The 22471-nt window shown below is 62.5% G+C and carries 14 protein-coding genes; 3 read left to right on the top strand and 11 right to left on the bottom strand.

The window, feature by feature from the left end:
* The first annotated feature begins 135 nt into the window (after positions 1-135).
* Positions 136-1047, top strand: a complete 912-nt coding sequence (locus NDK18_RS02615) for a DnaJ C-terminal domain-containing protein (RefSeq protein WP_250624390.1) — start codon at positions 136-138, stop codon at positions 1045-1047.
* Positions 1048-1102: 55 nt separating this feature from the next.
* Here the strand turns inward: NDK18_RS02615 and pilH are convergent, their stop codons facing one another.
* The 8 genes from pilH to NDK18_RS02575 form a co-directional block, all read right to left on the bottom strand.
* Positions 1103-1468 carry a twitching motility response regulator PilH gene (gene pilH / locus NDK18_RS02610; RefSeq protein WP_250622668.1) on the bottom strand — a complete coding sequence of 122 codons (366 nt, stop codon included), beginning with the start codon at positions 1466-1468 and terminating at the stop codon, positions 1103-1105.
* Positions 1469-1579: 111 nt separating this feature from the next.
* Entirely contained in the window at positions 1580-2575 is a 996-nt protein-coding gene (locus NDK18_RS02605) for a YhdH/YhfP family quinone oxidoreductase (protein WP_250622669.1), read from the bottom strand.
* A gap of 13 nt (positions 2576-2588) precedes the next feature.
* Positions 2589-3188, bottom strand: coding sequence for an LOG family protein (locus NDK18_RS02600; protein WP_250622670.1), 600 nt, complete (start codon positions 3186-3188; stop codon positions 2589-2591).
* 76 nt (positions 3189-3264) lie between these two features.
* Positions 3265-4689, bottom strand: coding sequence for a dihydrolipoyl dehydrogenase (lpdA, locus tag NDK18_RS02595; protein ID WP_250622671.1), 1425 nt, complete (start codon positions 4687-4689; stop codon positions 3265-3267).
* A 172-nt stretch (positions 4690-4861) separates the two neighbouring features.
* A complete protein-coding gene (gene odhB / locus NDK18_RS02590; protein WP_250627015.1) occupies positions 4862-6070 on the bottom strand; it encodes a 2-oxoglutarate dehydrogenase complex dihydrolipoyllysine-residue succinyltransferase in 1209 nt (402 codons plus the stop codon).
* Between the two features lie 7 nt (positions 6071-6077).
* Positions 6078-8924, bottom strand: a complete 2847-nt coding sequence (locus NDK18_RS02585; protein WP_250627014.1) for a 2-oxoglutarate dehydrogenase E1 component — start codon at positions 8922-8924, stop codon at positions 6078-6080.
* Between the two features lie 127 nt (positions 8925-9051).
* Positions 9052-9531 carry a DUF7931 domain-containing protein gene (locus NDK18_RS02580; protein ID WP_250627013.1) on the bottom strand — a complete coding sequence of 160 codons (480 nt, stop codon included), beginning with the start codon at positions 9529-9531 and terminating at the stop codon, positions 9052-9054.
* Positions 9532-9568: 37 nt separating this feature from the next.
* Positions 9569-10747, bottom strand: coding sequence for a cupin domain-containing protein (locus NDK18_RS02575; RefSeq protein WP_250627012.1), 1179 nt, complete (start codon positions 10745-10747; stop codon positions 9569-9571).
* Positions 10748-10832: 85 nt separating this feature from the next.
* Between NDK18_RS02575 and cysK the strand changes: the two genes are divergently transcribed.
* Entirely contained in the window at positions 10833-11774 is a 942-nt protein-coding gene (cysK, locus tag NDK18_RS02570) for a cysteine synthase A (protein WP_250622676.1), read from the top strand.
* Positions 11775-11777: 3 nt separating this feature from the next.
* On the opposite strand, the gene purB is transcribed toward cysK, so the two are convergent.
* Entirely contained in the window at positions 11778-13145 is a 1368-nt protein-coding gene (gene purB / locus NDK18_RS02565; protein WP_250627011.1) for an adenylosuccinate lyase, read from the bottom strand.
* Between the two features lie 119 nt (positions 13146-13264).
* On the opposite strand from purB, the gene NDK18_RS02560 reads away from it, so the two are divergent.
* Positions 13265-14662 (top strand): class II fumarate hydratase, encoded by a 1398-nt coding sequence (locus NDK18_RS02560; RefSeq protein WP_250627010.1) that lies wholly within the window; start codon positions 13265-13267, stop codon positions 14660-14662.
* 226 nt (positions 14663-14888) lie between these two features.
* Here the strand turns inward: NDK18_RS02560 and NDK18_RS02555 are convergent, their stop codons facing one another.
* Both NDK18_RS02555 and NDK18_RS02550 read right to left on the bottom strand, forming a co-directional pair.
* Positions 14889-15470: an SMI1/KNR4 family protein gene (locus tag NDK18_RS02555; RefSeq protein WP_250627009.1), complete on the bottom strand. Its 582-nt coding sequence runs from the start codon at positions 15468-15470 to the stop codon at positions 14889-14891.
* On the bottom strand, positions 15467-22441 hold the full coding sequence (locus NDK18_RS02550; RefSeq protein WP_250627008.1) for a dermonecrotic toxin domain-containing protein: 6975 nt from the start codon (positions 22439-22441) through the stop codon (positions 15467-15469). The genes NDK18_RS02555 and NDK18_RS02550 overlap by 4 nt, the downstream gene beginning before the upstream one ends.
* Positions 22442-22471: the final 30 nt, after the last annotated feature.

Raw genomic sequence — 22471 nt, 5'->3', positions numbered from 1 at the left:
ACGCCACGGTCGCGGCGATGAGGCTCGGACGGGGCTGAGTTTTCGCCGCCAATGTCTTGAATACGTTCAAGGTGGCATCATCTTTGGCTGCATACTGGCGACGGGTGGGCCGCCGTTACATTCGTGGGAGCGAAGGTGGAGTTCAAGGATTACTACAAAGTGCTCGGGGTCGAGCCTGACGCCAGCGACGCCGACATCAAGGCGGCGTATCGCAAGCTTGCGCGTAAATACCATCCCGACCGCAGCAAGGAACCGAACGCCGAGGAGCAATTCAAGGCGGTCAACGAAGCCAACGAGGCGCTGAAAGATCCGGAGAAGCGCCGGGCTTACGATCAGGTTCGCGCCGGCGGCTACCGTCCGGGCGAGCAGTTCCGGCCACCGCCGGGCTGGGGCCAGCAGGGCCAGGGTTTTGACTTCGGCGACATGGGCGGCGCCGGCGGCGGCGATTTCAGTGACTTCTTCGAAAGTCTCTTCGGGCGCGGCCGGGGTGGCGGGGGTGCGCCGCAAGCCCGCCGCGGACGAGACATCCAGGCCCAGATCGACACCGACATCCAGACCGCCTTCAGCGGTGGCAAGACGCGCGTGGCGCTCAATGGCGCCTCCGGTGGCGACCGCGTGCTTGAAGTACGGATTCCCGCTGGTATCCAGCCGGGGCAGGTGATCCGCCTGGCCGGCCAGGGACATCCGGGGTCCGGCGGTGGCCCGTCGGGCGATCTCCTGCTCGAAATTGGCATCAAGGACGATGCGCGTTTCCGGCTGGAAGGCCGCACCGTGCATTCGACCCTGGCGATCGCTCCCTGGGAGGCTTCCGAGGGCGCCACGGTGGCTGTGCCGACCCTTGCCGGCAGCGTGGACCTGCGCATCCCGGCGGGCTCACAGAGCGGCCGCAAGCTGCGGCTGAAGGGACGCGGTATGCCTGGCGGCGCCCATCCGGGCGACCAGATCGTTACTCTGGAAGTGCGCGTGCCGGTGGCGGTGAATATCGAACAGAAGGCGGCATTGCAGGCCTACCGCGAAGCGTTTGCCGACTTCGACCCGCGAGCCTGAGATACCGGCGACAGGGTGGGGGTCAGAGCAATTACTCTGACCCCTTCGGCACAGGTCACCCTGGCAGCAGTTCCTTCAAGGTGGAAACCAGCTCTTCTTCCTTGATTGGCTTGACCACATAAGCCTTGGCGCCCTGGCGCATGCCCCAGACCTTGTCGGTGTCCTGGTCCTTGGTGGTGACCAGCACGATGGGAATGTGGGCCGTGGTCGGCTCCTTGGAGATGGTGCGCGTGGCCTGGAACCCGTTGAGGTTGGGCATGACCACATCCATCAGGATGAGATCAGGGAGTTCGCGCTTGGCCGCTTCCACGCCGGCGGCGCCATCTTCGGCGGTGAGCGCCTCATGCCCGAGTTTCTCGACGATGCGCTTGATGCCAAGCAGTTGCGACGGCGAATCGTCGACGATCAGGATACGGGCCATGCATTTCCCCAGGGACGCTTGTTTTCCGGTAGCCGCTCGCGACTTCTTGCGGTCGGCCAGTCCGGTGGTGATTAGTACTTCCTGAGCATTCTACGGGTCGTGGCGGATTCATCAATCCTCAGCCACTCGCACCACGGTGCGACCGAAGGATTGGCCCTCCAGCATGCCCCCGAACACGCCCGGAAGCTCGTCCAGGGTGATTTCCCGGGTGACGATGGTGTCCAGGTGGGCCGGTTTCCAGTCACCCGCCAGGCGGTGCCAGATCTCCTGGCGGATGTCCCGGGCGGTGCCGGCCGAGGCGATGCCCAGCAGGCTTACGCCGCGAATGATGAAGGGCATCACCGTGGTGGCGAGCGCCGGGCTGCCGGCCAGGCCGCAGCTGGCGACATTGCCGTAGGGCGCGATCAACGGCAGCAAGCCGGACAGCATGTCGCCGCCGACGTTGTCCAGCGCTCCGCCGAAGCGGCCTGAATCGAGCGGCTTGCCCGAAAACTGCAGGTGGTGGCGGTCGATGCACTGCGTGGCGCCGATGCCCTTGAGGGTATCGAAGCGATCGGGCTTGCCTGAGATCGCGTGAACTTCGAAACCCGCCCGGTTGAAGATATCGATGGCCAGCATGCCTACGCCGCCGGTGGCGCCGGTGATGGCGATCGGGCCGAGTGTCGGGCTCTGGCGGTTGTCGAGCATCCGCAGCAGCGAGAGCGCCGCGGTGAAGCCGGCGGTGCCCAGGGCCATCGCTTCGCGGGTGCTAAGGCCGGCGGGGAGCGGGATCGTCCATTCGGCGGGAAGCTTCACGTATTCGCCATAGCCCCCGTCACGGGTTTCCGATAGCCCGCAGCCCGTGCACAGCACCGCATCGCCTTCCTGGAAGGCGGGATCGGCCGATGCCACCACGTGGCCGGCCACGTCGATGCCGCCATTCAAGGGAAACTGACGGAGGATCTTTCCCTTGCCGGTGCCTGCCAGCGCATCCTTGAAGTTCACCGACGACCATTGGACCTTGACCAGCACTTCACCCTCGACAAGATCAGCCACTGATATGTCGGTGAGGCCGGCGCGATAACCGTTAGCGTCGTTGTTGATGCGGAATGCGCGAAATCGTTTCATTGGTCGGAGTCCTTCAGGCGTGATCGCCCGCTTCGCCAGGAAGCCACTTGGGCGTATACACGGCTTCGTAGTTTTCCATCCACGTGAACATCGCTTCGGGATCCTCGCCGAACCATAGCGACTGGCGCTGCTCCATGCGAACGAAACCTTCTTCCACCATGTGGTCGATGCCCTGTTCCAGCGGCGTATAGAAACCGCGGGTACCGAGGAAGGCGCAGGGGTAAGTGTGCAGGCCCAATTGCGCCCAGGTGAGCATTTCGAACATTTCATCGAGCGTGCCGAAGCCGCCGGGCAGGGCGACGAAGGCATCGGAGAGCTCATACATGCGCGTCTTGCGCTCATGCATGGTTTCCACCACGTGCAATTCGGTAAGGCCGGTATGGCCCACTTCCTTGTCCATCAGGTGGCGGGGAATGACGCCGATGGCGCGACCACCGGCCGACAGCACGCCGTCGGCGACCTTGCCCATCAGGCCGACGCGTCCACCGCCGTACACCAGCGCCGTGCCCCGCCGGGCGATCATTTCGCCGAAGGCGAAGGCGCGCTCGGCATACTCCGGACGCGTGCCGGCGCTTGAGCCACAGTAGACGCAGAGCGAAGTGATGGCGTGCATGGACTGTCCTGGTCTTGGAAACGAAAAAGCCCGCTCATGTCGCCACGAGCGGGCTTTGTTGGCTAGCGTCGGGCGCTCAGTTGCCCTTGTGGATGGCGCGCTTGTCCACGGCCAGCGCCGCCTCGTGCACCGCTTCGGAAAGCGTCGGGTGCGCGTGGACGATGCGGGCAAGGTCTTCTGACGAACCCTTGAACTCCATGGCCACCACGCACTCGGCGATCAGCTCGGACACGCCCGGGCCCACCATGTGCACACCCAGGATGCGGTCGGTTTCGGCATGGGCGAGCATCTTCACCTGGCCGATGGCCTCATTCATGGCCACGGCACGGCCGATGGCGGCGAACGGGAAGCTGCCGGAACGGTAGGGGATGCCTTCGTCTTTCAGCTGCTTTTCGGTCTTGCCGGCCCAGGCGATCTCGGGCTCGGTGTAGATGACCCAGGGGATGGTGTCGTAGTTGACGTGGCCAGACTTGCCGGCGATCCACTCGGCCACCGCCATGCCTTCCTCGAAGCCCTTATGGGCCAGCATCGGACCGCGCACGGCGTCGCCCACGGCCCACACGCCATCGACCCCGGTGTGGCAGTGTTCGTCGACCTCGATGCGGCCGCGGTCGTCGATCTTCACGCCGACGTCGTCGGCCAGCAGGCCGTCGGTGTAGGCGCGGCGGCCCACGGCTACCAGCAGCTTGTCGACGACGAGGTCGTGGTCGCCGTCCTTGTCGTTGTAGGTGAGGTGCACTTCAGAGCCCTTCACCTGCGCCTTGGACAGCTTGGCGCCGAGCTTGATATTGAGACCGAGCTTGTTGAATTCCTTCAACGCGACCTTGGCGATATCGGCATCGGCGGCGCCGAGGAAGTCCGGCAGCGCTTCGATCACGGTGACTTCGGCGCCAAGGCGACGCCATACGCTGCCCAGTTCCAGGCCGATCACACCCGCGCCGATCACGCCCATGCGCTTGGGCACTTCGGTGATGTCCAGCGCACCGGCATTGTCGATGATGTACTTGTTGTCAAACTTGGCGAACGGCAGCTCGATGGGCACGGAACCGGAGGCCAGCACGACGTTGGTGGCGCTGATGGTCTGCTTGGCGCCATCGTTGCCGGTGATCTGAACGTTGTTGCCCTTCAGCAGCTTACCCGTGCCGAAGTAGCTGACGATCTTGTTGGCCTTGAACAACTGGGCCACGCCGCCGGTGAACTGCTTGACGATCTTGTCCTTGCGGCCGATGAAGGTGCCCAGGTCCACCTTGGCATTTTCAACGGTGATGCCGTGCACGGGCAGGTTGTGCGCGATGTTGTAGAACTGCTTGGATGAATCGAGCAGCGCCTTGGAGGGGATGCAGCCGACATTGAGGCAGGTACCGCCCAGCGCAGCCTTGCCGTCCTTGCCGACGAAGGCATCGATCACGGCGGTTTTCAGGCCCAGCTGCGCGGCGCGGATCGCGGCGTGGTAGCCGGCAGGGCCGCCGCCGATGACGATGACGTCGAATTTGTCGGTCATGACGCTATTAATCCTTTGGAAGGTGTCGCCGGGCGTTTGGGCCCGAGCGGTTTCTGCACTACAAATGGGGTGAAAGCTCGCGTTTTAAAGGTTTCGGGGAGCCCTGCGCTTTGGCGCGGTGGTCAGCGCCAGGGCCACCCCTTTACCTATTTTCTCTAGGCGCGGGGCGCGCCTAGAGACCAAGCAGCATCCGCTGCGGATTCTCAAGCTGGTTCTTGATGTCCACCAGGAACAACACCGCGTCGCGGCCATCGATGATGCGATGGTCGTACGACAGCGCGATGTACATCATGGGCGCCGCGATCACCTGGCCGTTCTCGACGATCGCGCGTTCCTTGATCGTGTGCATGCCAAGGATCGCGCTTTGCGGCGGGTTCACGATGGGCGTGGACAAGAGCGAACCGAAAGTGCCGCCGTTGGTGATGGTGAAGGTGCCGCCCTGGAGGTCGTCCAGGCCCAGCTTGCCGTCGCGCGCCTTCTTGGCGAAATTCAGGATGCCCTTCTCGACATCGGCGAAGGACATGTCCTGCACGTCGCGCAGCACCGGCGTGACCAGGCCTTTCTCGGTGGAGACCGCGATGGAGATGTCCTGGAAGCCGTGATAGATGATGTCGCTGCCGTCCACCGAGGCGTTGACCACCGGGTAGCGCTTGAGCGCTTCGGTGGCGGCCTTGACGAAGAAGCTCATGAAGCCGAGCTTCACGCCATTGGCCTTCTCGAACGACTCGCCCAGCGTCTTGCGCAGCTTCACCACCTCGGCCAGGTTCACTTCGTTGAACGAAGTGAGCATGGCGATGGAGTTCTTCGACTGCATCAGGCGCTCGGCGATGCGCGAGCGGATGCGGGTCATGGCCACGCGCTCTTCCGGACGCGAACCCGGGGTGGGCGCGGCGGCGGGCGCGGGGGGCGCTGCAGCCGTACCGGACTTGGAATAGTTGACCAGGTCTTCCTTGGTGACACGGCCATCGCGGCCGGTACCCGGAACCTTGGAAGGATCGATCTTTTCTTCGTCGGCGACGCGACGGCCGGCGGGCGAGAGTTCGTCGGTGTTGCCGGCCTTGGCGGCGGGTGCGGCAGCCTTCTCGGCCTTCGGTGCCTCGGCCTTGGCGGGTGCGGCTTCTTTCGCCGGCGCGGCGGCGGATGCGCCTTCCTCGATCACGGCGATCAGCTGCTGGCTGTTGACGGTTGCGCCTTCGGCTTGCTTGATCTCCTTCAGCACGCCGTCGACGGGCGAGGGCACTTCCAGCACGACCTTGTCGGTTTCCAGGTCCACCAGGTTTTCGTCGCGCTTGACGGCTTCACCCACCTTCTTGTGCCAGGTGGCGATGAGCGCGTCGGAGACCGACTCGGGCAGGACGGGGACTTTGACTTCGATGGACATGCTTGCCTTACTCCGCTGCGTGATCGGTGCCGACGGGCGCTACGAGCGCCTGTTCGACGAGAGCCGCCTGTTCGGCGACGTGGGTGTTCAGGTGGCCTGCGGCCGGTGCCGGCGAGCGCGCGCGGCCGGCGTAGGAAAGGCTCTGCTTCGCATCGATACAGGCCTGCAGGTGATGCCGGATCTGGAACCAGGCACCCTGGTTCATGGGTTCTTCCTGGCACCAGATGACTTCTTTCACACCGGTGTATTTGGCAAGTTCCGCGGACACTTCGGCGCGCGGGAACGGATACAGCTGCTCGACGCGGACGATGGCGACGTCCTTCAGGCCGCGCTTGCCCGCGTCGTCGAGCAGGTCGTAATAGACCTTGCCCGAACACAGCACCATGCGCTTGACCTTCTTGTCGGCAAGCTTCTGCTGGTCGCCGATGACGAGCTGGTACTGGCCGGTGGCAAGTTCATCCAGCGACGACACCGCCAGCTTGTGGCGCAGCAGGGACTTCGGCGTCATCACGATCAGCGGCTTGCGCACCGGGCGCACCAGCTGGCGGCGGATCATGTGGAAGGCCTGGGCTGGTGTGGTGGGCACGCAGACCTGCATGTTCTCCATGGCGCACAGCTGCAGGAAGCGCTCCAGGCGGGCGGAGGAATGCTCCGGACCCTGGCCTTCGTAGCCGTGGGGCAGGAACAGGGCCAGGCCGCACAGGCGGTTCCACTTCGCTTCACCGGAGCTGATGAACTGGTCGATCACCACCTGGGCGCCATTGGCGAAGTCGCCGAACTGGCCTTCCCAGATGCCCAGCTGATCCGGCGAGGTGGTGGCTTCGCCGTATTCGAAAGCCATCACGGCTTCTTCGGACAGCAGCGAATCGATCACGTCCACCAGCGCGCCCTTGCGCACTTTCGACAGTGGCAGGTAGGTGTTGTCGGAATTCTGGTCGTGCAGCACCGCATGGCGGTGGAAGAAGGTGCCGCGGCCGGCGTCCTGGCCGACCAGGCGCAGGTCGTGGCCTTCGTCGATCAGGCTGGCGTAGGCCAGGTTCTCGGCGAAGCCCCAGTCGCCCGGTAGCTCGCCCGCGGCCATCTTGCGGCGGTCTTCGTAGATCTTGGCCACGCGCGCGTGCAGGGTGATATCGGCGGGGATATCAAGGATCGTGGCGCTGAGCTCGGCCAGCTTCTTGCGGTTGACGCCGGTCTCGGCGGGTGTGGCAAGGGTGTTGCCGGCGAAGCGGGACCAATCGACGGGAATGTCGCGTTCGGGGGTTTCGTCCAGGGCGATCAACGAGCCACCGGCCTCCAGGCGCGCACGGTAGTCGTCGAGCATCTTCTGGCCATCGTCGGCGCCGATCACGCGGGCTTCGACCAGTCGCTGGGCGTAGAGGTCGCGGGTGGTCGCGCGCTTGCGGATCACCTGGTACATCAACGGCTGGGTGGCTGCGGGTTCGTCCGCCTCGTTGTGGCCATGGCGGCGGTAGCAGACCAAGTCGATCACCACGTCTTTCTTGAATTCCTTGCGGAATTCGTAGGCCAGGCGGGTGACCTGCAGCACGGCTTCCGGATCGTCGCCGTTTACATGGAACACCGGGGCATTGACCATCTTGGCGAGGTCGGTGCAGTACAGCGTGGAGCGGGCGTCCTGCGGGTTGGAGGTGGTGAAGCCCACCTGGTTGTTGATCACGATGTGCAGCGTGCCGCCGATGGCGAAGCCGCGCGCCTGCGACATGTTCAACAGTTCCATGCCCACGCCCTGGCCGGCGAAAGCGGCATCGCCGTGCACCAGCACGGCCAGCGACTGGCGGCGCTCGGCATCGCGGCGGCGCGACTGGCGCGCGTGCACGGAACCGGCCACCACGGGATTGACGATTTCCAGGTGCGACGGGTTGAAGGCCAGCGCCACGTGCACGCCACCCTTGGGTGTCTTGACGTCGGCGGAGAAACCCATGTGGTATTTCACGTCGCCGGAGTGATGCGGATCGTCCGGGTGGTCGAACTTGCCTTCGAATTCGTTGAAGAGCTGGTGCGGGGGCTTGCCCAGGATATTCACCAGCACGTTCAGGCGGCCGCGATGGGCCATGCCGATGATGATTTCGCGCATGCCGTTGTCGCCACCGGCGCGGACGACATCGTCGACCATGGGGATCAGGCTGTCGCCGCCTTCCAGCGAGAAGCGCTTCTGGCCGACGTACTTGGTGTGCAGGTAGCGCTCAAGGCCCTCGGCGGCGGTGAGCGCCTCCAGGAGGCGGATCTTTTCCTTCTTGTCGAACCCGGCGTCGGCGTTGGCCTTTTCCAGCCGTGAGTAGATCCAGCGCCGCTGGTCGTGGTCGCTGATGTACATGAACTCGGCACCGATGGTGCCGGTGTAGACCTTCTTAAGCCGTGCCAGGAGTTCGCGCAACTTCAGGCGCTGACCGCCGCCGGCGTAGGTGCCGCAGTCGAATTCGGTGTCGAGATCGGCCTCGGTGAGGCCATGGAAGGCCAGTCCCAGGTCCGGCGCGTCCATCTTGGTGGCAAGGCCGAGCGGGTCGAGATCGGCGGCCAGGTGGCCACGGGAACGATAGGCGGTGAGCAGGCGGATGACACCGGCCTGCTTGCGGGCATGGGCATCGTCGCCGGCGCTGACCGCGGGGGCCACGGCAGTACGGCGCTGGCGCTGGGCTGCCTCGATGCGGGCGATGGCCGCGGAGTGCGGGGTGTCGCCGGCCTCGCGGCCTTTGAACGCCTTGAAGTAAGTGTTCCATTCGGCCGAGACGGAGGAGGGATCCGCCAGCCAGAACTCGTACATTTGCTCGACATAGTCGGCGTTGCCGCCGGCGAGCTGGGAGGAATCGAAGAACTCGCGGATCAGGTTTGTGCTCACGTCACCACCGGCCAACACGACTTAGGATGTCCGCCAAGACCTAACCGTGTGGGCGCGGGCTGGCGGCATAAAGAATTCCTTAAGTATAGCCCCCTCGTGCTGCGTCGCGCCAACCTTGGGACGCGCTCTACAGGTCGATCCGGCGCAGTTCCGCCGCGGGCTGCGAGCGTTCCCACATGGCATCGAAATACCCCTGTAAACGGGCACGTTCGCCCACTTCCCCGGAAGGCCCGCGGGTGTCGTGCCGCGAGGCCTCGGGCCTGAACAGAAGGCCACCGGCGTCGACCGTGGTGTAGGCGCATGCGTAGGCAAGGTCGGCCGCCTCCGAGGGCACGCGAATGGACATCGCGCTGGACATGCGCTGGACCAGGGCAAGCAGGCGGGGTGCCTCGACCTGCAGCCGCGAGGCGTCCTGCACCAGGATGCGGATCCGGGCCCCGCGGCCGGACGCGGCCAGGGAGCGCAAGGCGTCAAGGACGGCTTCGTCATCGTGGACGTCGCTTTCCAGGTGATGTTCGAGGATCGACGCCTCATGCCGTGCGCTGGCCAGGAGGCTGGCCAGTGCGGCGGCCCGCGTCGGGGCGGAGGCAATGGGTTCGGCGGCCATGCTTGCTCCTGGCGTTGGGATGATCAGGGTGGACGGCCTAGCGACCGCGGGACGGGACCAGGACGCCATCGTTGACCAGCGCCAGCAGGACGTCGACGTCCGCACCGTCCAGGGATTTGGCGTCAATCCGTGGGTTTGCACAGACCGCGCGCGCGAAGCCGGTGTTGGTGTCGTACGCGTGGCCGCTGGCGAAGAGGCGTGCATGGCGGCCATGGCGGACCCAGGCCAACCGCGCCCAGGGATGGCGAAGGAACTCCCGTCCGGCGGCGAGGTGTTTTTCCAGGGCGGGAACGGTCATTGCCCGCGCAGGTCCCGCAATCGTCTGTGCGCTTCGATACCGGGTGATGAACCGGCCGAACCAGTCGGCCAGGGTGTCGTCATCGAGCGCCGAGGCGGTGGGCACGGCGGCGCGGACCCGGACGAGGGCAGCCGAATCGATCTCGCCTGCCGCCGTGGCAGGGGCAAGGTCAGGATCGGTGTAGCGGTCGTCGTCGGCCAGGCGCTCGGCGATGAAGTCGGCGAGGTCCCCGGTCAACTCTGCCTTCGAGGGCGCGCGCATGCCGATCGAGAGCGTCATGCAGTTGCCTATCGCCACGCCGTCGTGTGGCACGCCGGGCGGCAGGTACAGCATGTCGCCGGGTTCCAGCAGCCATTCGTGGGTGGGCTCGAAGATCGCCAGCTGCTTCAGTTCGACGTCGGGGCGGAAGTCCTTCGGCGCCGCCGGGTCGTTGCTGACCGCCCAGTGGCGCTGGCCGATGCCCTGCAACAGGAACACGTCGTACTGGTCGACATGGGCGCCCACTCCGCCGCCGTCCTCGGCGTAGGACACCATGACATCGTCCACGCGCCAGCTGGGCAGGAAGGCGAAGGCGTCGAGCAGGGCGGCGACGTCGGCGTCCCATTTGTCGACATCCTGCACCAGCAGGGTCCAGCCGCGCGGCGGCGTGGAGGCAAAATCTTCTTCGTTGAACGGCCCGCTGCGCACGGTCCAGCGGTCGCGCTTGTCGTCGTGGGTGATGAGCCGGGCCAGTACGGCTTCTTCCATAGCCAAACCGGCCAGGTCGTCCGGCTGCAGCGGCGGCTGGAAAGCCGGGAAGGCGTTACGAATCAGCAGGGGACGTTTCTGCCAGTAGTCGCGCAGGAATTCGGCGGGGGGCATGCCCAGGCGCTGGCGGTTGTCGCCGCGCACTTCGATGGGTAGGGAGGTTTTGGCCATGCCTTTCATTCTAGCCGTTGGGCCGGTTGCCCCGGGAGGAGGATGCGGCGCAATATCGGAGGTCCACGTCCCCGGGAAAACGACCATGATCTACGAGAGCATCCTGGACACCATCGGCAACACGCCCGTGGTGAAGCTGCATCGACTGGCGCCTGCCGGCATCACCCTGTACGCCAAGGTGGAAGCGTTCAACCCCGCCGGATCGGTGAAGGACCGCCTGGCCCTGGCGATCATCCTGGATGCGGAGAAAACCGGCGCGATCAAGCCCGGGCAGACGGTGGTGGAAGCCACCTCCGGCAATACCGGGGTAGCGCTGGCGGCGGTGTGCGCGGCGCGTGGCTATCCCTTCGTGGCGGTGATGAGCGAAACGTTCTCGATCGAGCGGCGCAAGCTGATCCGCGCCTACGGCGGCAAGGTGGTGCTCACGCCCGCCGCGGCCCGCGGTAGCGGCATGGTGAAGAAGGCCCAGGAACTGGCGGACAAACACGGCTGGTTCCTCGCCCGCCAGTTCGACAACCCGGCCAATCCCGCCTATCACCGCAGCACCACGGCGGCGGAGATCCTGCGCGACTTCGCCGGAAAGCGTCTGGACTACTTCGTGACCGGCTGGGGTACCGGCGGCACGATGACGGGCGTTGGCGAGGTGTTGCGGGTGGCGCGGCCGGAAACAAAGCTCATTGCCTGCGAGCCTGCCGGCGCGTCGCTGCTCAACGGCAAGGAATGGCAGCCGCACAAGATCCAGGGCTGGACGCCGGATTTCGTGCCTTCGGTGCTTAACCGCGAAGTGGCGTCCAAAGTGCTCACCGTCGATGACGTCGTTGCCCGTGACACGGCTCGCCGCCTGGCGCAGGAGGAGGGCATCTTCGTGGGCATCAGTGCCGGCGCGACGATGGCTGCGGCCCTGGAAGTGGCCAAGGATGCCGGCGACGGGGTGGTGATCCTGGCGATGCTGCCCGATACGGGCGAGCGGTATCTGTCCACCTTCCTGTTCGAGGGCGTGAACGAGGGATCGGACGAGGTCGATTGACCGCTAGATGCCTTTGGCCAGTTCCGAGGCCAACCCGGTGTAGGTGCCAGGGGTCATTTCCAGCAGCCGTTGTTTGGCCTGCTCGGGAAGATCCAGTCCACCGATGAATTCGCGCATCGAGTCGCGCGTGATGCCGTGGCCGCGCGTCAGTGCCTTGAGCTGTTCGTAGGGCTCGGGCAGGCCATAACGGCGCATCACCGTCTGCACCGCCTCAGCGAGCACTTCCCAGCTGGCATCGAGGTCGGTGGCCAGGCGGTCGGCGTTGATGGTGAGCTTGCCCAGGCCCTTGCGCAGCGATTCCAGCGACACCAGAGTGTGCCCGAACGCCGTGCCCAGGGCGCGCAGCACGGTGGAGTCGGTAAGGTCGCGCTGCCAGCGGCTGATCGGGAGCTTCTCGGCGAAATGGCCAAGCAATGCGTTGGCCACGCCGAAGTTGCCCTCGGCATTCTCGAAGTCGATCGGATTGACCTTGTGCGGCATGGTCGAGGATCCGACTTCGCCGGCCTTCAATGCCTGGCGGAAGTAGCCTTGCGAGATATAGCCCCAGATGTCACGGGCCAGATCAATCAAGATGACGTTGGCGCGGCGGATCACATCGCAGAACTCGGCGATGCCGTCGTGGGGTTCGATCTGGGTGGTGTAGGCGTTGTACGACAAACCAAGCTGCTCGACGAAGCCCTTGGACAGGGCTCGCCAGTCCACTTCCGGATAGGCCGCCACATGTGCGTTGAAGTTGCCCACGGCACCGTTGATCTTGCCGGGGATCTCCACCTCCACCAGCTGGTCGCGCTGGCGCACCAGACGCGCCACCACGTTGGCCAGTTCCTTGCCAAGCGTTGTCGGCGAGGCGGTCTGGCCGTGGGTGCGCGAGAGCATCGGCAAGGACGCCTGCTGATGGGCAAGCGCGCGTAGCGTATCGATCACCTGGTCGAAGGCCGGCAGCAGCACCTCGTCGCGAGCGTCGCGGAGCATCAGCGCATAGGACAGGTTGTTGATGTCCTCGCTGGTGCAGGCAAAGTGCACGAACTCGCGGGCCTGGGCTAGCGAGGCGTCGTCGCCCATGCGCTCCTTGATGAAGTACTCCACGGCTTTCACGTCGTGGTTCGTGGTGGCCTCGATGGCCTTGATGCGGGCGCCGTCATCGAGCGAGAAGCCATCGGCAATGGCCAGCAGCTTTGCCTTTTCTGCCTCGCCGAAGGCAGGCAGCTCCACGATGCCGGCATGGGCGGCCAGGGCGAGCAACCAGTGGATCTCCACGTGCACCCGCCGGTGCATCAGGCCGTATTCGCTGAAGATCGGTCGCAGCGGCTCCACCTTGGAGGCATAGCGCCCGTCGAGCGGCGAAAGGGCGGTGAGGGCGGCATGCGACATGGCGGCGTCCGGGCGTTTTCGTGGGTCAGCCGGCGATTATACCCGTGCTGCCTCCACGCGGCTTTAGCCTGGGCCCTGCCTATACTCAAGGCCTGGTCCCATCTTCAGGAATGCCCCGTATGACCAAGTTCCGCACCGAACGCGACAGCATGGGCGAGCTGAACGTCCCGGCCGATGCGCTCTATGGCGCCCAGACCCAGCGTGCCGTCGACAATTTCCCCATTTCGGGCCTGCCCATGCCCCGGGAGTTCATCCGTGCCCTGGGCCTGGTCAAGGCGGCTGCCGCCGAGGCCAACGGCAAGCTGGGATATCTCAAGAAAAAGCAGGTGAAGGCGATCCGCGAGGCCGCCGAGGCGGTGGCTGCTGGCCAGTACGACGCGCACTTCCCGATCGACGTATTCCAGACGGGCTCGGGCACCAGTTCTAACATGAACGCCAACGAGGTGATTGCCCATATCGCTGCCAAGGCAGGTACGCCGGTGCACGCGAATGACCACGTCAATTACGGGCAGAGCTCCAACGACGTGATTCCTACGGCGATTCTTGTGAGCGCCGCACTCACAGTGCACGAACGGCTGCTGCCGTCGCTGGCGCATCTGCAAAAAATCATCGACAAGCGCGCCCGCGAACTTCGCAACGTGGCCAAGACAGGACGCACGCACCTGATGGACGCCATGCCTGTGACCTTCGGGCAGGAACTGTCCGGCTGGTCGGCCCAGGTGGCATTCGCCCGGGAACGCATCGGCGACACGCTTGTGCGAGTGCGCCGCCTGCCGCAAGGTGGCAGTGCCGTTGGGACTGGCATCAATGCCGATCCTAAGTTCGGGCCCGCTGTGGCGTTGGAATTGAAACGGCTGACCGGCGTGAAGTTCGAATCGTCGACGAATTTCTACGAGGGCATGTCCTCGCAGGACGCCGCGGTGGAGCTCTCCGGCCAGTTGAAGACATTGGCCGTGTCGCTGATGAAGATCGCCAATGATCTTCGCTGGATGAATTCAGGTCCCCTGGCCGGCCTTGGCGAGATCGAACTGCCGGCGCTGCAGCCCGGGTCTTCCATCATGCCCGGCAAGGTCAATCCAGTGATCCCTGAAGCCACGGCGATGGTGGCGGCCCAGGTGATCGGCAACGATGCCACGATCACCATCGGCGGACAGTCAGGCAACTTCCAGTTGAATGTGATGCTGCCGGTGATCGCCTATAACCTGCTGCAGTCGATCCAGCTGCTGGCCAATGTATCGCGTCTGCTCGCGGACAAGGCGATCGCGGGTTTCACCGTGAACCGGGAGCGGATCAAGCTGGCGCTGGATCGGAACCCCATCCTGGTCACCGCGCTCAACCCGGTGATCGGTTATGAAAAGGGCGCAGCGACCGCCAAGCAGGCGTACAAGGAGGGAAGACCCATCCTGGACGTCGCCGAGCAGACGACCGGACTGACACGTGAGGCGTTAAAGGAATTGCTCGATCCCCTTGCCCTGACCAAGGGTGGCATTCGCGAGGGTGGTGGCGGAGGCGGATAACTCAGGCGCCGTCCAGGGAGTGATCTCGCACGGCGCTGCCGTTGTGCTGGACTATTCACTCAATACCGACAGCGACAGCTCCTGTGACCTAATTCGCATCTCGAATTCGTAGTTTCCCGTCAAGTCCGTGCTGTACGGCTCAGAATCCAAACCGCCGGTTAACCGGCGGTTTGGAAGCATTTCTGTGGTCCTTAGAGCCCAACATGCGGCCGACGATGGTTCGCATCTATACACCGCTTGATTGAACCTTCAGCCAGTAGTTGATCAGCTCCAACCTAAGAAAATCGAGCATGGTCGTTGCTTCTTCCTTCAAATCGCCATGATCGTTATGGATCCAAAAAACCGTCGGATCGTTGTCTGCTACGTCTACGCAGTAATAGTCCTGCCCCTGGACGTTGCATGCGATGACAACAACGGATGAAGATGGCTTGCCATCTTCCCCATGGCGGTGCAAAACCGTGGATGCATCGCCTGATGGGAACTCACTCAGAAACCTGTCCGCGAAGTCACGATTGACTTCGTAATGCTCCGGACGATAGCTGTCTTCAAAATCGCTATTGATGAACGGCGCATCCTTTCCAGCGCGATACAGAAATTCTGCTAACGCGGGAGGGACTTCATGATTCGGGCATACCTTGTGCCACGCGTGGAGAATCTCATGATCCGCCATGCCTTTCAGCTTTCCGGGGGCTACCCATGCTTCAGCGTCATCGAGCAGGTGAGCGATAGAGTTCCACTGCGCTTCTTCAGGTTTAACCCCTGGATAGAGTACCGGACGCATGGCGATGGTCGTGTAATTGATCGTCATGATTGTTTCCACTGGTGTATGTCGGCCTGAGCCAGCGGCGTACGGCTTCGCTCGCGGTCACCCTTGAAGGAAAAATAGACCCCCAATTCAATGTTCGGGAAGTAACTCTTGAATTGTCCGAGGATGTTCTGGCAAGAGGCGCACGGTGTCAACTCGGTGTAAATAATCAACTTGCCGCTCAAGTCGGCATTGGGTGCTTTAAATTTCGAGCCTACGTATACCTCCATTTGGGCAACCACATATTCAAGAAGCGCCGCTTCCGTATCGGACGGCCTGTCCAGGGCCAGTATGTCTTTTGGAACCTGGTTCTGTTCACGAGGCGCCGCTTTTGTATCCGACGGTCTGTTCTTTGCTGGTTTTTCTTTTGCGACCTTTACGTGGTATTTGAAATGACGCCCTTCAACTTCCATGCCGCCTTCATTGTTGAGGCGAACCACCTGTTGGAAGAGGGTCTCTCCCTCCTTAGGCTTGGCAAACTTCTTATCGTCGTAGTTAGAAGCAAAAATGAGGTAAGCCGGACTCTCTTTAGCGCCACTGCTTCGACTCGCGAGTGCATTTTGCTGTATCGCCGTGTATGTGTCCGCGATCTTTTCGAACATCACTGTGTCAGGACGGCCAGGCAGCTTGATAGCGTCGGCGACGACAATCGCGGCAAAGTTGCTATTTCCTACATTTTGACTGCGAACGGAACTTCCGGAGGTCGAAGACGACGAAGAAGAGGGCCGCTGCCTTGGGGGGGTGACTATGGACGCCTGAGCAGCCGCGACCACACTTTTCGCATCGTATGCTTCCGGAGAAATGGCGTCAGCGGCGCCTGACGGGCAGCCATCTGCTGCGCCTAGCATTCGGCGCACGCGACACAAGCTCGCTACAGCGCCGTCTGCTTCATCCGCAGTCTCGCGGTGACGCTGGAAAATAGCCTTGTCCTGTTCCGCTTGTTTCCATACTGCCCCCCTCAGGGCATCGGCATTGGTAGCGTCCGGCCCAAGTTTCTCGCGGTCGGCCGGCGTCAGGGCGAACCAGATGGCTGCATAGATATCACCAGCCTCGTTCAGTACGCGCATGTTCGAACCGAGAACCTGATATCCGTCGCCATCGCCACGAATAAGCCGTGACCCGTCGCCCTGGTACAACGCCATATCGCCGTCGGCATTCACGGCCAGATCGGCCTCCCATCCTGGTAGACGGTCCAACAAGTCCACGACGATGCTTCTTTCGCTCGCCGCAACGACGCGCCCCGTTCGCACTGCCTCGGCCAGGCGTTGGGCACGCGTCATCTCCGACGCATCGAGCGAGCGCTTTTTTACGTTGCTGGCCAGCCGGCCGTTCGGCATCAGGTCGGCTTTGCGAGTAATTTTCGCGTCGAGGAGGATCTGCTCGGCGGCACGTCGTGTCAGCCCCGGGGATGCGCGCATCAACTGGAGCTCGAGCATGGATTGAGGCTCTTCCGATTGGCCATACCAGGTAAGAAGAAGCGTGTTCGGGTACTTTCCGGCCATCTTGCTCAACTGCTTGCCTAGCTTGTCTAGGAGGGAAGGCGTGGTGGGCTCCTTAATGATGCTGCCCATGAAAGCCGTACCGAACAGATCGCCAAGGCTTTCCAGCACTGGCGATTGCAAGTCGTCCAGCGCCACGCGGACGGCCTTCGTGGTGCCTGGTTGGCCGTATACGGTGACATGGCCATCCTGATCGGACACCTCGATGGCGGTGTCCTTGGGCCAACCGTCCAATTTCGTCAGCATTGCAAGGACGGGCGTGGGGTCTTGCAGCTCGTTGAAATGATCGGCATCGCGCGACAGGCGCGCAATGACGCTGCGCATGCGAGCCCGGGTGATCGCATCGTCAAGCTCGGGCGACGGCGTTCTCTTGCCGAGCTGAATGTCCTTGAGCTGCTTTGCGGATACACCCGTGATATCCAGCACGGCACGCGCCTGGGTGGTATCCACGCCCTGCGTAATGGAACCCAACTTATGAAACGTCCACAGGCGGTCTTTCGTATCCAGCCTCCAGACGCCATGTTGGTCGCGCCCAATCAATGGTGCGAAATCCAACCCTGAATAAGTGGAGGATGGAGACAGGCTTTCCGGTGAGCCGGAGGAAATCACCCGGTAATGCCCGGCGCGGTCGGATTCCGCCTTCAAACGATAGGTTTGATCATAGGCACGAAGATAGATTTTCCCATTCACTTCATACGTGCCGTCCTGACCCAACTGCCGGTCGTTTAGCGAAATCGAGTCCGGCGTGATACCGGACAGCATGATCGGTTTCAATGCCGTCGACTCCTGCCCCATCCTGGCATCGAGCGTTCCGCTATCGAGGCGACGCGCGCGCGCGGCTACCCAGCCATTGACGTCGCGTCTTTCATGGACGGAAGTCCAGGCGCTGCGCTCGTCGGATGTCATGGCTTGAAGCACCGCACTACCCAGATCGTCGGGCGCGCCACCGGCGAAAACAGGAACACTGCCCCGTTCGGGCCCGTCGCTCGCGATAGGCGCGTAAGTGCCATCCGGGCGCCTGTATAGCTGTAACCGCCGGGATTCCTTGGAGACGTCGCCATAGAGATGGGTGGATTTATTCTTAATCCGATACAAGGAGCCATCATTCATCGCTACAGCGGCGGGAATGACTTCCACCGCCAAATTCCTCGGCCATGCCGGATCGTTAACGAGAATATTGAGGTAGGCCGCTTCGCTATGCTTCGTATGAGGGCCGTTCTGCAACCGGAACAGAACATCATGACGCCTTGCCTTGGCGTACTGATCGGCCACGACACTCCCCGCTTTTCCGCTATCAAATGGCCCTGCAGTGCCGCCAGCGCCGTCCAGTTCGGCGGATACTCGTTGCAACAGATCCGCGGGAATCGAAGGAAAGACGCGCAGTACCTGCGATGGCCTGCCGGTCGACGCGTCCATAGACGCCGCTCCGGTAGAGACTTGCCGCAAGCACATATTCTGGAACGTCGCGCGCTTCTTCTTGATGTGGCTGATGACCTCGGTCACCGCCTGGCCTCGGCGTACCGGCTTCTGTTTCGCCCCCTGCAGACTTTCGTTAACCCCAAACGTCGGTAATGCGTCGATGACGGCATCGAACAAGGAGAGCCGGTTTGGGACGTTCTGATTCCCGGCGCCAGCAGCCAGGGGGACGTATTCAGTGCCTGCTCTGTGCAGGACCTTTACCGGCGAAGCATTGGCCACGGTTGTCGCAGTCGGCTCGTAGCGTACTTTCAGAACCGGTGCGCCATTGCCGTTGGAGATGTACACCTCGAGAGGATGTCCGCTCCGGTCTGCCAGGGCCTGCGCGATAACACCCTGCATGCTTTGTGGAACCGGGGACAAATCGTTGCTCAGCACATCGGGTAGCGCGTCGAGGTCGAGCAGATTCTGATATCGCTGCATATGTTCGGACAGCAGGCTTGACGGCGATTCACCATCCCATATCCCACGCAGCGTGGGCCGATCGAGGCTAAGGTCATCGATCAGATCTTGCATGTGCTTGCTGGACCAGGAGGCCTGTCCTTCCGGGAGCATGCGCTTGAAAAGCTCCGCCGAAGTCAGACTATCGACGTTGTCAGGTTTCGGACTCCAGCGGCCGTCCGCTCCACGTAGCAACTCAGGACCACGTACCGCCACCTCTTGCCACCGGGCCATAAGACGCGGGCGTTCGGGCTCACTGGCGTCCACTTCGACGATATCGTCGTTGTCCATGCGCGCGTACGTTCGCTGATTCACCTTCATTAGCCCATTTGCGTCGACGGGCGGTAATCCCATTTGCTCCGCGTTGGGGACCTTGAAGTATCGTGGTAACGCGGATGTCTTTCCTCCACGCACCCCGTTCCGTGGGGGTGCTTCGGGTTCAAAATCGACAGCCGACAACAGGCCAGCGAGCAGATCCGGCAAGAGTTCGGCGGCGGCCTCGCTTCCTTCTTGCCGCCGTAACTGCGTATATTCCATGGCGGTACTGGCGAATGCCGCCAGGTTGGGCCCGATGAACGCCGGGCCTATGAGCGGCAGGCCGCTGAATGAACTGATCATCCCCATGACCGCCTGATACAGGGCCATATTTTGCGCAATCGTGGAATCGCGATCGACGTCTGCGGTGGGTTTGACAAGCGTCTTGAGATTGCGCTTGCGAAATGCCTGCTCGCGGGCATACATGGCATCCCAAAGGGTGCCCTTGAGACTTTGGCCCAGTTCGACCTGGCCGTTGCGCATGTCGCCTGATGCGGCGGCTACTTCGGCCCTGCGAATGAATGACTCCCGCACATCCAGTGGAGCGCGTTCTGCCAGAAGTATGCGCCCGCTTGGCGTACCGATATTTTCTTCAACGATATCCCCCAGCTCTGTCGCGGAGGAGAACGCCTTCAGGCACTGATTGGGAAGATAGAGCACGCCTCCATCGGCGTGGGTATCGCCCCGCCCATCACCTCCGAGCCCGCCCGTATGAAATACAAAGGCTTCCAGCTCCGTGCCGAACAGCCGTAGAGGACTGACCTGCCATTGGCGCCCCGAGAGCGTTGTCGGGCGCTCGTGAGGTTTTTCGAGGACTTTTCGCAACAGCTCCGCTGAACTTGAGGGGAAATCACTCAGCACCGCCATATCCAGGCTTGCCTTCAGTGCCAGCGGATAGCTGCCAAGCAACGTTGGCTTCGCTGAATCCAGGAGTCTATCGAGACGGACCTGCGCCTCGTTACCGAGGTCTTCCTGACGAATGAGCGTTGTCCATTCACGGATGCTCCGACCGGTGACCGCGGTGTTGGCCGCACCCTGGGAAATCGACACGTGTTGTGCGGACAAGTTCCCACGCCGAAATTCGGACAAGCCTTCGTCATCCTGAAAGTTGCCCTGGGCAGCTTCCCACAAGGTGCGACTGACGTTGGTCTTTTGCGGAGCGCGCGGGTGATATGCCGGCACAGGGTGCGAGCCCATGTTCCAGTTCTCTTGGGTAGGCCAGGTCTGTGAGTGAAGCGTGGCTTCGCGTGGGTCGACATCCAATCCAAAGTGGAGACGGATATGCTGTTTCAGATAGTCGGCCATGTCATTGGGTAGCGCCGCTACGTTTTTTTCCAACTGGGTCAATGCGGGTTGCACCGCAGCATAGGCCGCCAGGCTTTTCCTTGCCTCTTCCTGCTCCGCCGGCTCGGCGAGCATCCATCCGGGGATAGCCTCCTCCAGTGCCTTCTGGCGCATGCGAAGCTGGTAGGCGCGACCCGATAGCAGGGCCACATTGACTAGTGTTGCGGGTGCGGCCGCCTGGGGGCTGATGGGCTTGGGTCGCAGCGCCGCGGAAGTTGCACCCGTGAAAATAGACGATGTCGTTTCGAAGGATGACACCGGCTCGCCTGGGGCGGTAAGCGCTCCAGCGAGACCCCCCGGATAAATATCGGGGTGCCCGCTAACCATATACCGATGAACGCCACTCGCTGACGTTTCGTTTTTCCTCGCGTCATGCGATTGGATGGCTATCGATGACGTGGATGCATGGAGCGGATCGACAGTTATTACGGAGTTACTACCGGGTTTGCCAGAAGGAGAAATTCTATGATCGCGCGCGGTATTTTGCGTATCGTGCAAGCGATGTCTCTCAACGTAACCATCGCGCCCCATGCTACTCAGCTCATTCTTGCGCTCGTGGTGTTCGCGCTGCTGACGGAATTTTCCGATCTCTTCGGCCGAGGCGCCTCGGATCATGGCGGCGTCGTGCTCCATATTCCAGATAGCCCGCTTCAGTTCGCGGTTCTGTGCTTTGTCGTCAGACTTCTCCAACTGATTTTTTAGCGAGTTCAGTTGCCTGACATGACTTTTCTCGGTGTAGCTCGCACGCACCGGCACCTGTAAGCCGAAGGCATTCAGGATGCGTTCGGCGACAGGCCTTCCGGAACCGGCCTGTGAACCCCAGAGCGCGCTTGCAAAGATTTCAAAAGCAGTAGCCATGTCGCTGGGCCTGCCTATGCTACCGGGGTCGAAAGAGTGACAGTTGTGTTCGGCCGCCCGCGCCCAGTCCCCCACCGGCAAGCGCCGAAGTGTTGTTTCGACGTCCTGCGTTGGCGGCGAAGCGTCCAGCCGTTTGTATACGTTCGTAACCAATAAAGCCGGCGTAAGGCTGGCCATGTAGGGCCCGACTTTCTCAAGTAAAATACCGCGCTGCTTTTCGTCTAGTCGATCGCCGAACAAAAGTTCGATAAGCGCGGCATTCGCATCCATCGGCTGTTGATGCTGCGCCTGATAAAGTTTGGCCAACATACCCAGCGTGACCGACCCCATCAGGAGCATCGCTGCCATGGGGCCGCCCCCCGCGGCAGTGGCCACGGGCAGTCCCGGTACCTGAATATCTGCAATCGTGGGCGCTCCTGCCCAACTGACACCGGTGATGGCGGCGAAGGTCGACAAGATCAGCCCAAGATCGATCACGGCCTGCGTTGCGAGCGACCGCAATCCGTCGCTACGGGCCCATTGTGAAATGTCCACGTCTTTCTGCAAGAGACGGTGTAACTGTCCACCAAGCATGAGCCTTAGCTTTTCGTCCAGTACCTCATCGACGGGTAGCGGGTTCGCTTCCGGCAAGCCCAGCACTTGTCTTTGCTCGTGATCTTCCAGAAGCCCCAGCAGGCAGTTCGTAAAAACCATGCCCGGATTATTCTTCTGCGTGCTTTCGGGATTGTTCGAAAAGCAGCGATCACCACGCACATGGATAGCCACTACCTTTTTTGCACCCGACGCGCCGATCGCTCGTGTTGCCCGCCCATCCTGCAGATCGATTCGCAGATCACTCGGCCAGCTCGGAAGGCTTGTTGCCAATCGCGCCAAAAGACGCGCGGATGAAGCACCAGTGCCGTTGTCAGGATAGTTGCGGCGCGCCGCCGGTATGTTGCCTACGCCTTGAAAAGCCTTGCGTCCCGCTGAGCCAGGAATTCCATCGTCAAGTCCGCGAGAACGTGCGAATGAAGGGGTGTCGCAACGGACAGATGTTTGCATGGGGCACCTCAAAAGCTCGGCACTTTACCC

Origin of the sequence: Pinirhizobacter soli, from assembly GCF_015905305.1 — a bacterium.
Taxonomy (GTDB): Bacteria; Pseudomonadota; Gammaproteobacteria; order Xanthomonadales; family Rhodanobacteraceae; genus Pinirhizobacter; species Pinirhizobacter soli.
This window is presented reverse-complemented; position numbering and strand designations above follow the sequence as displayed.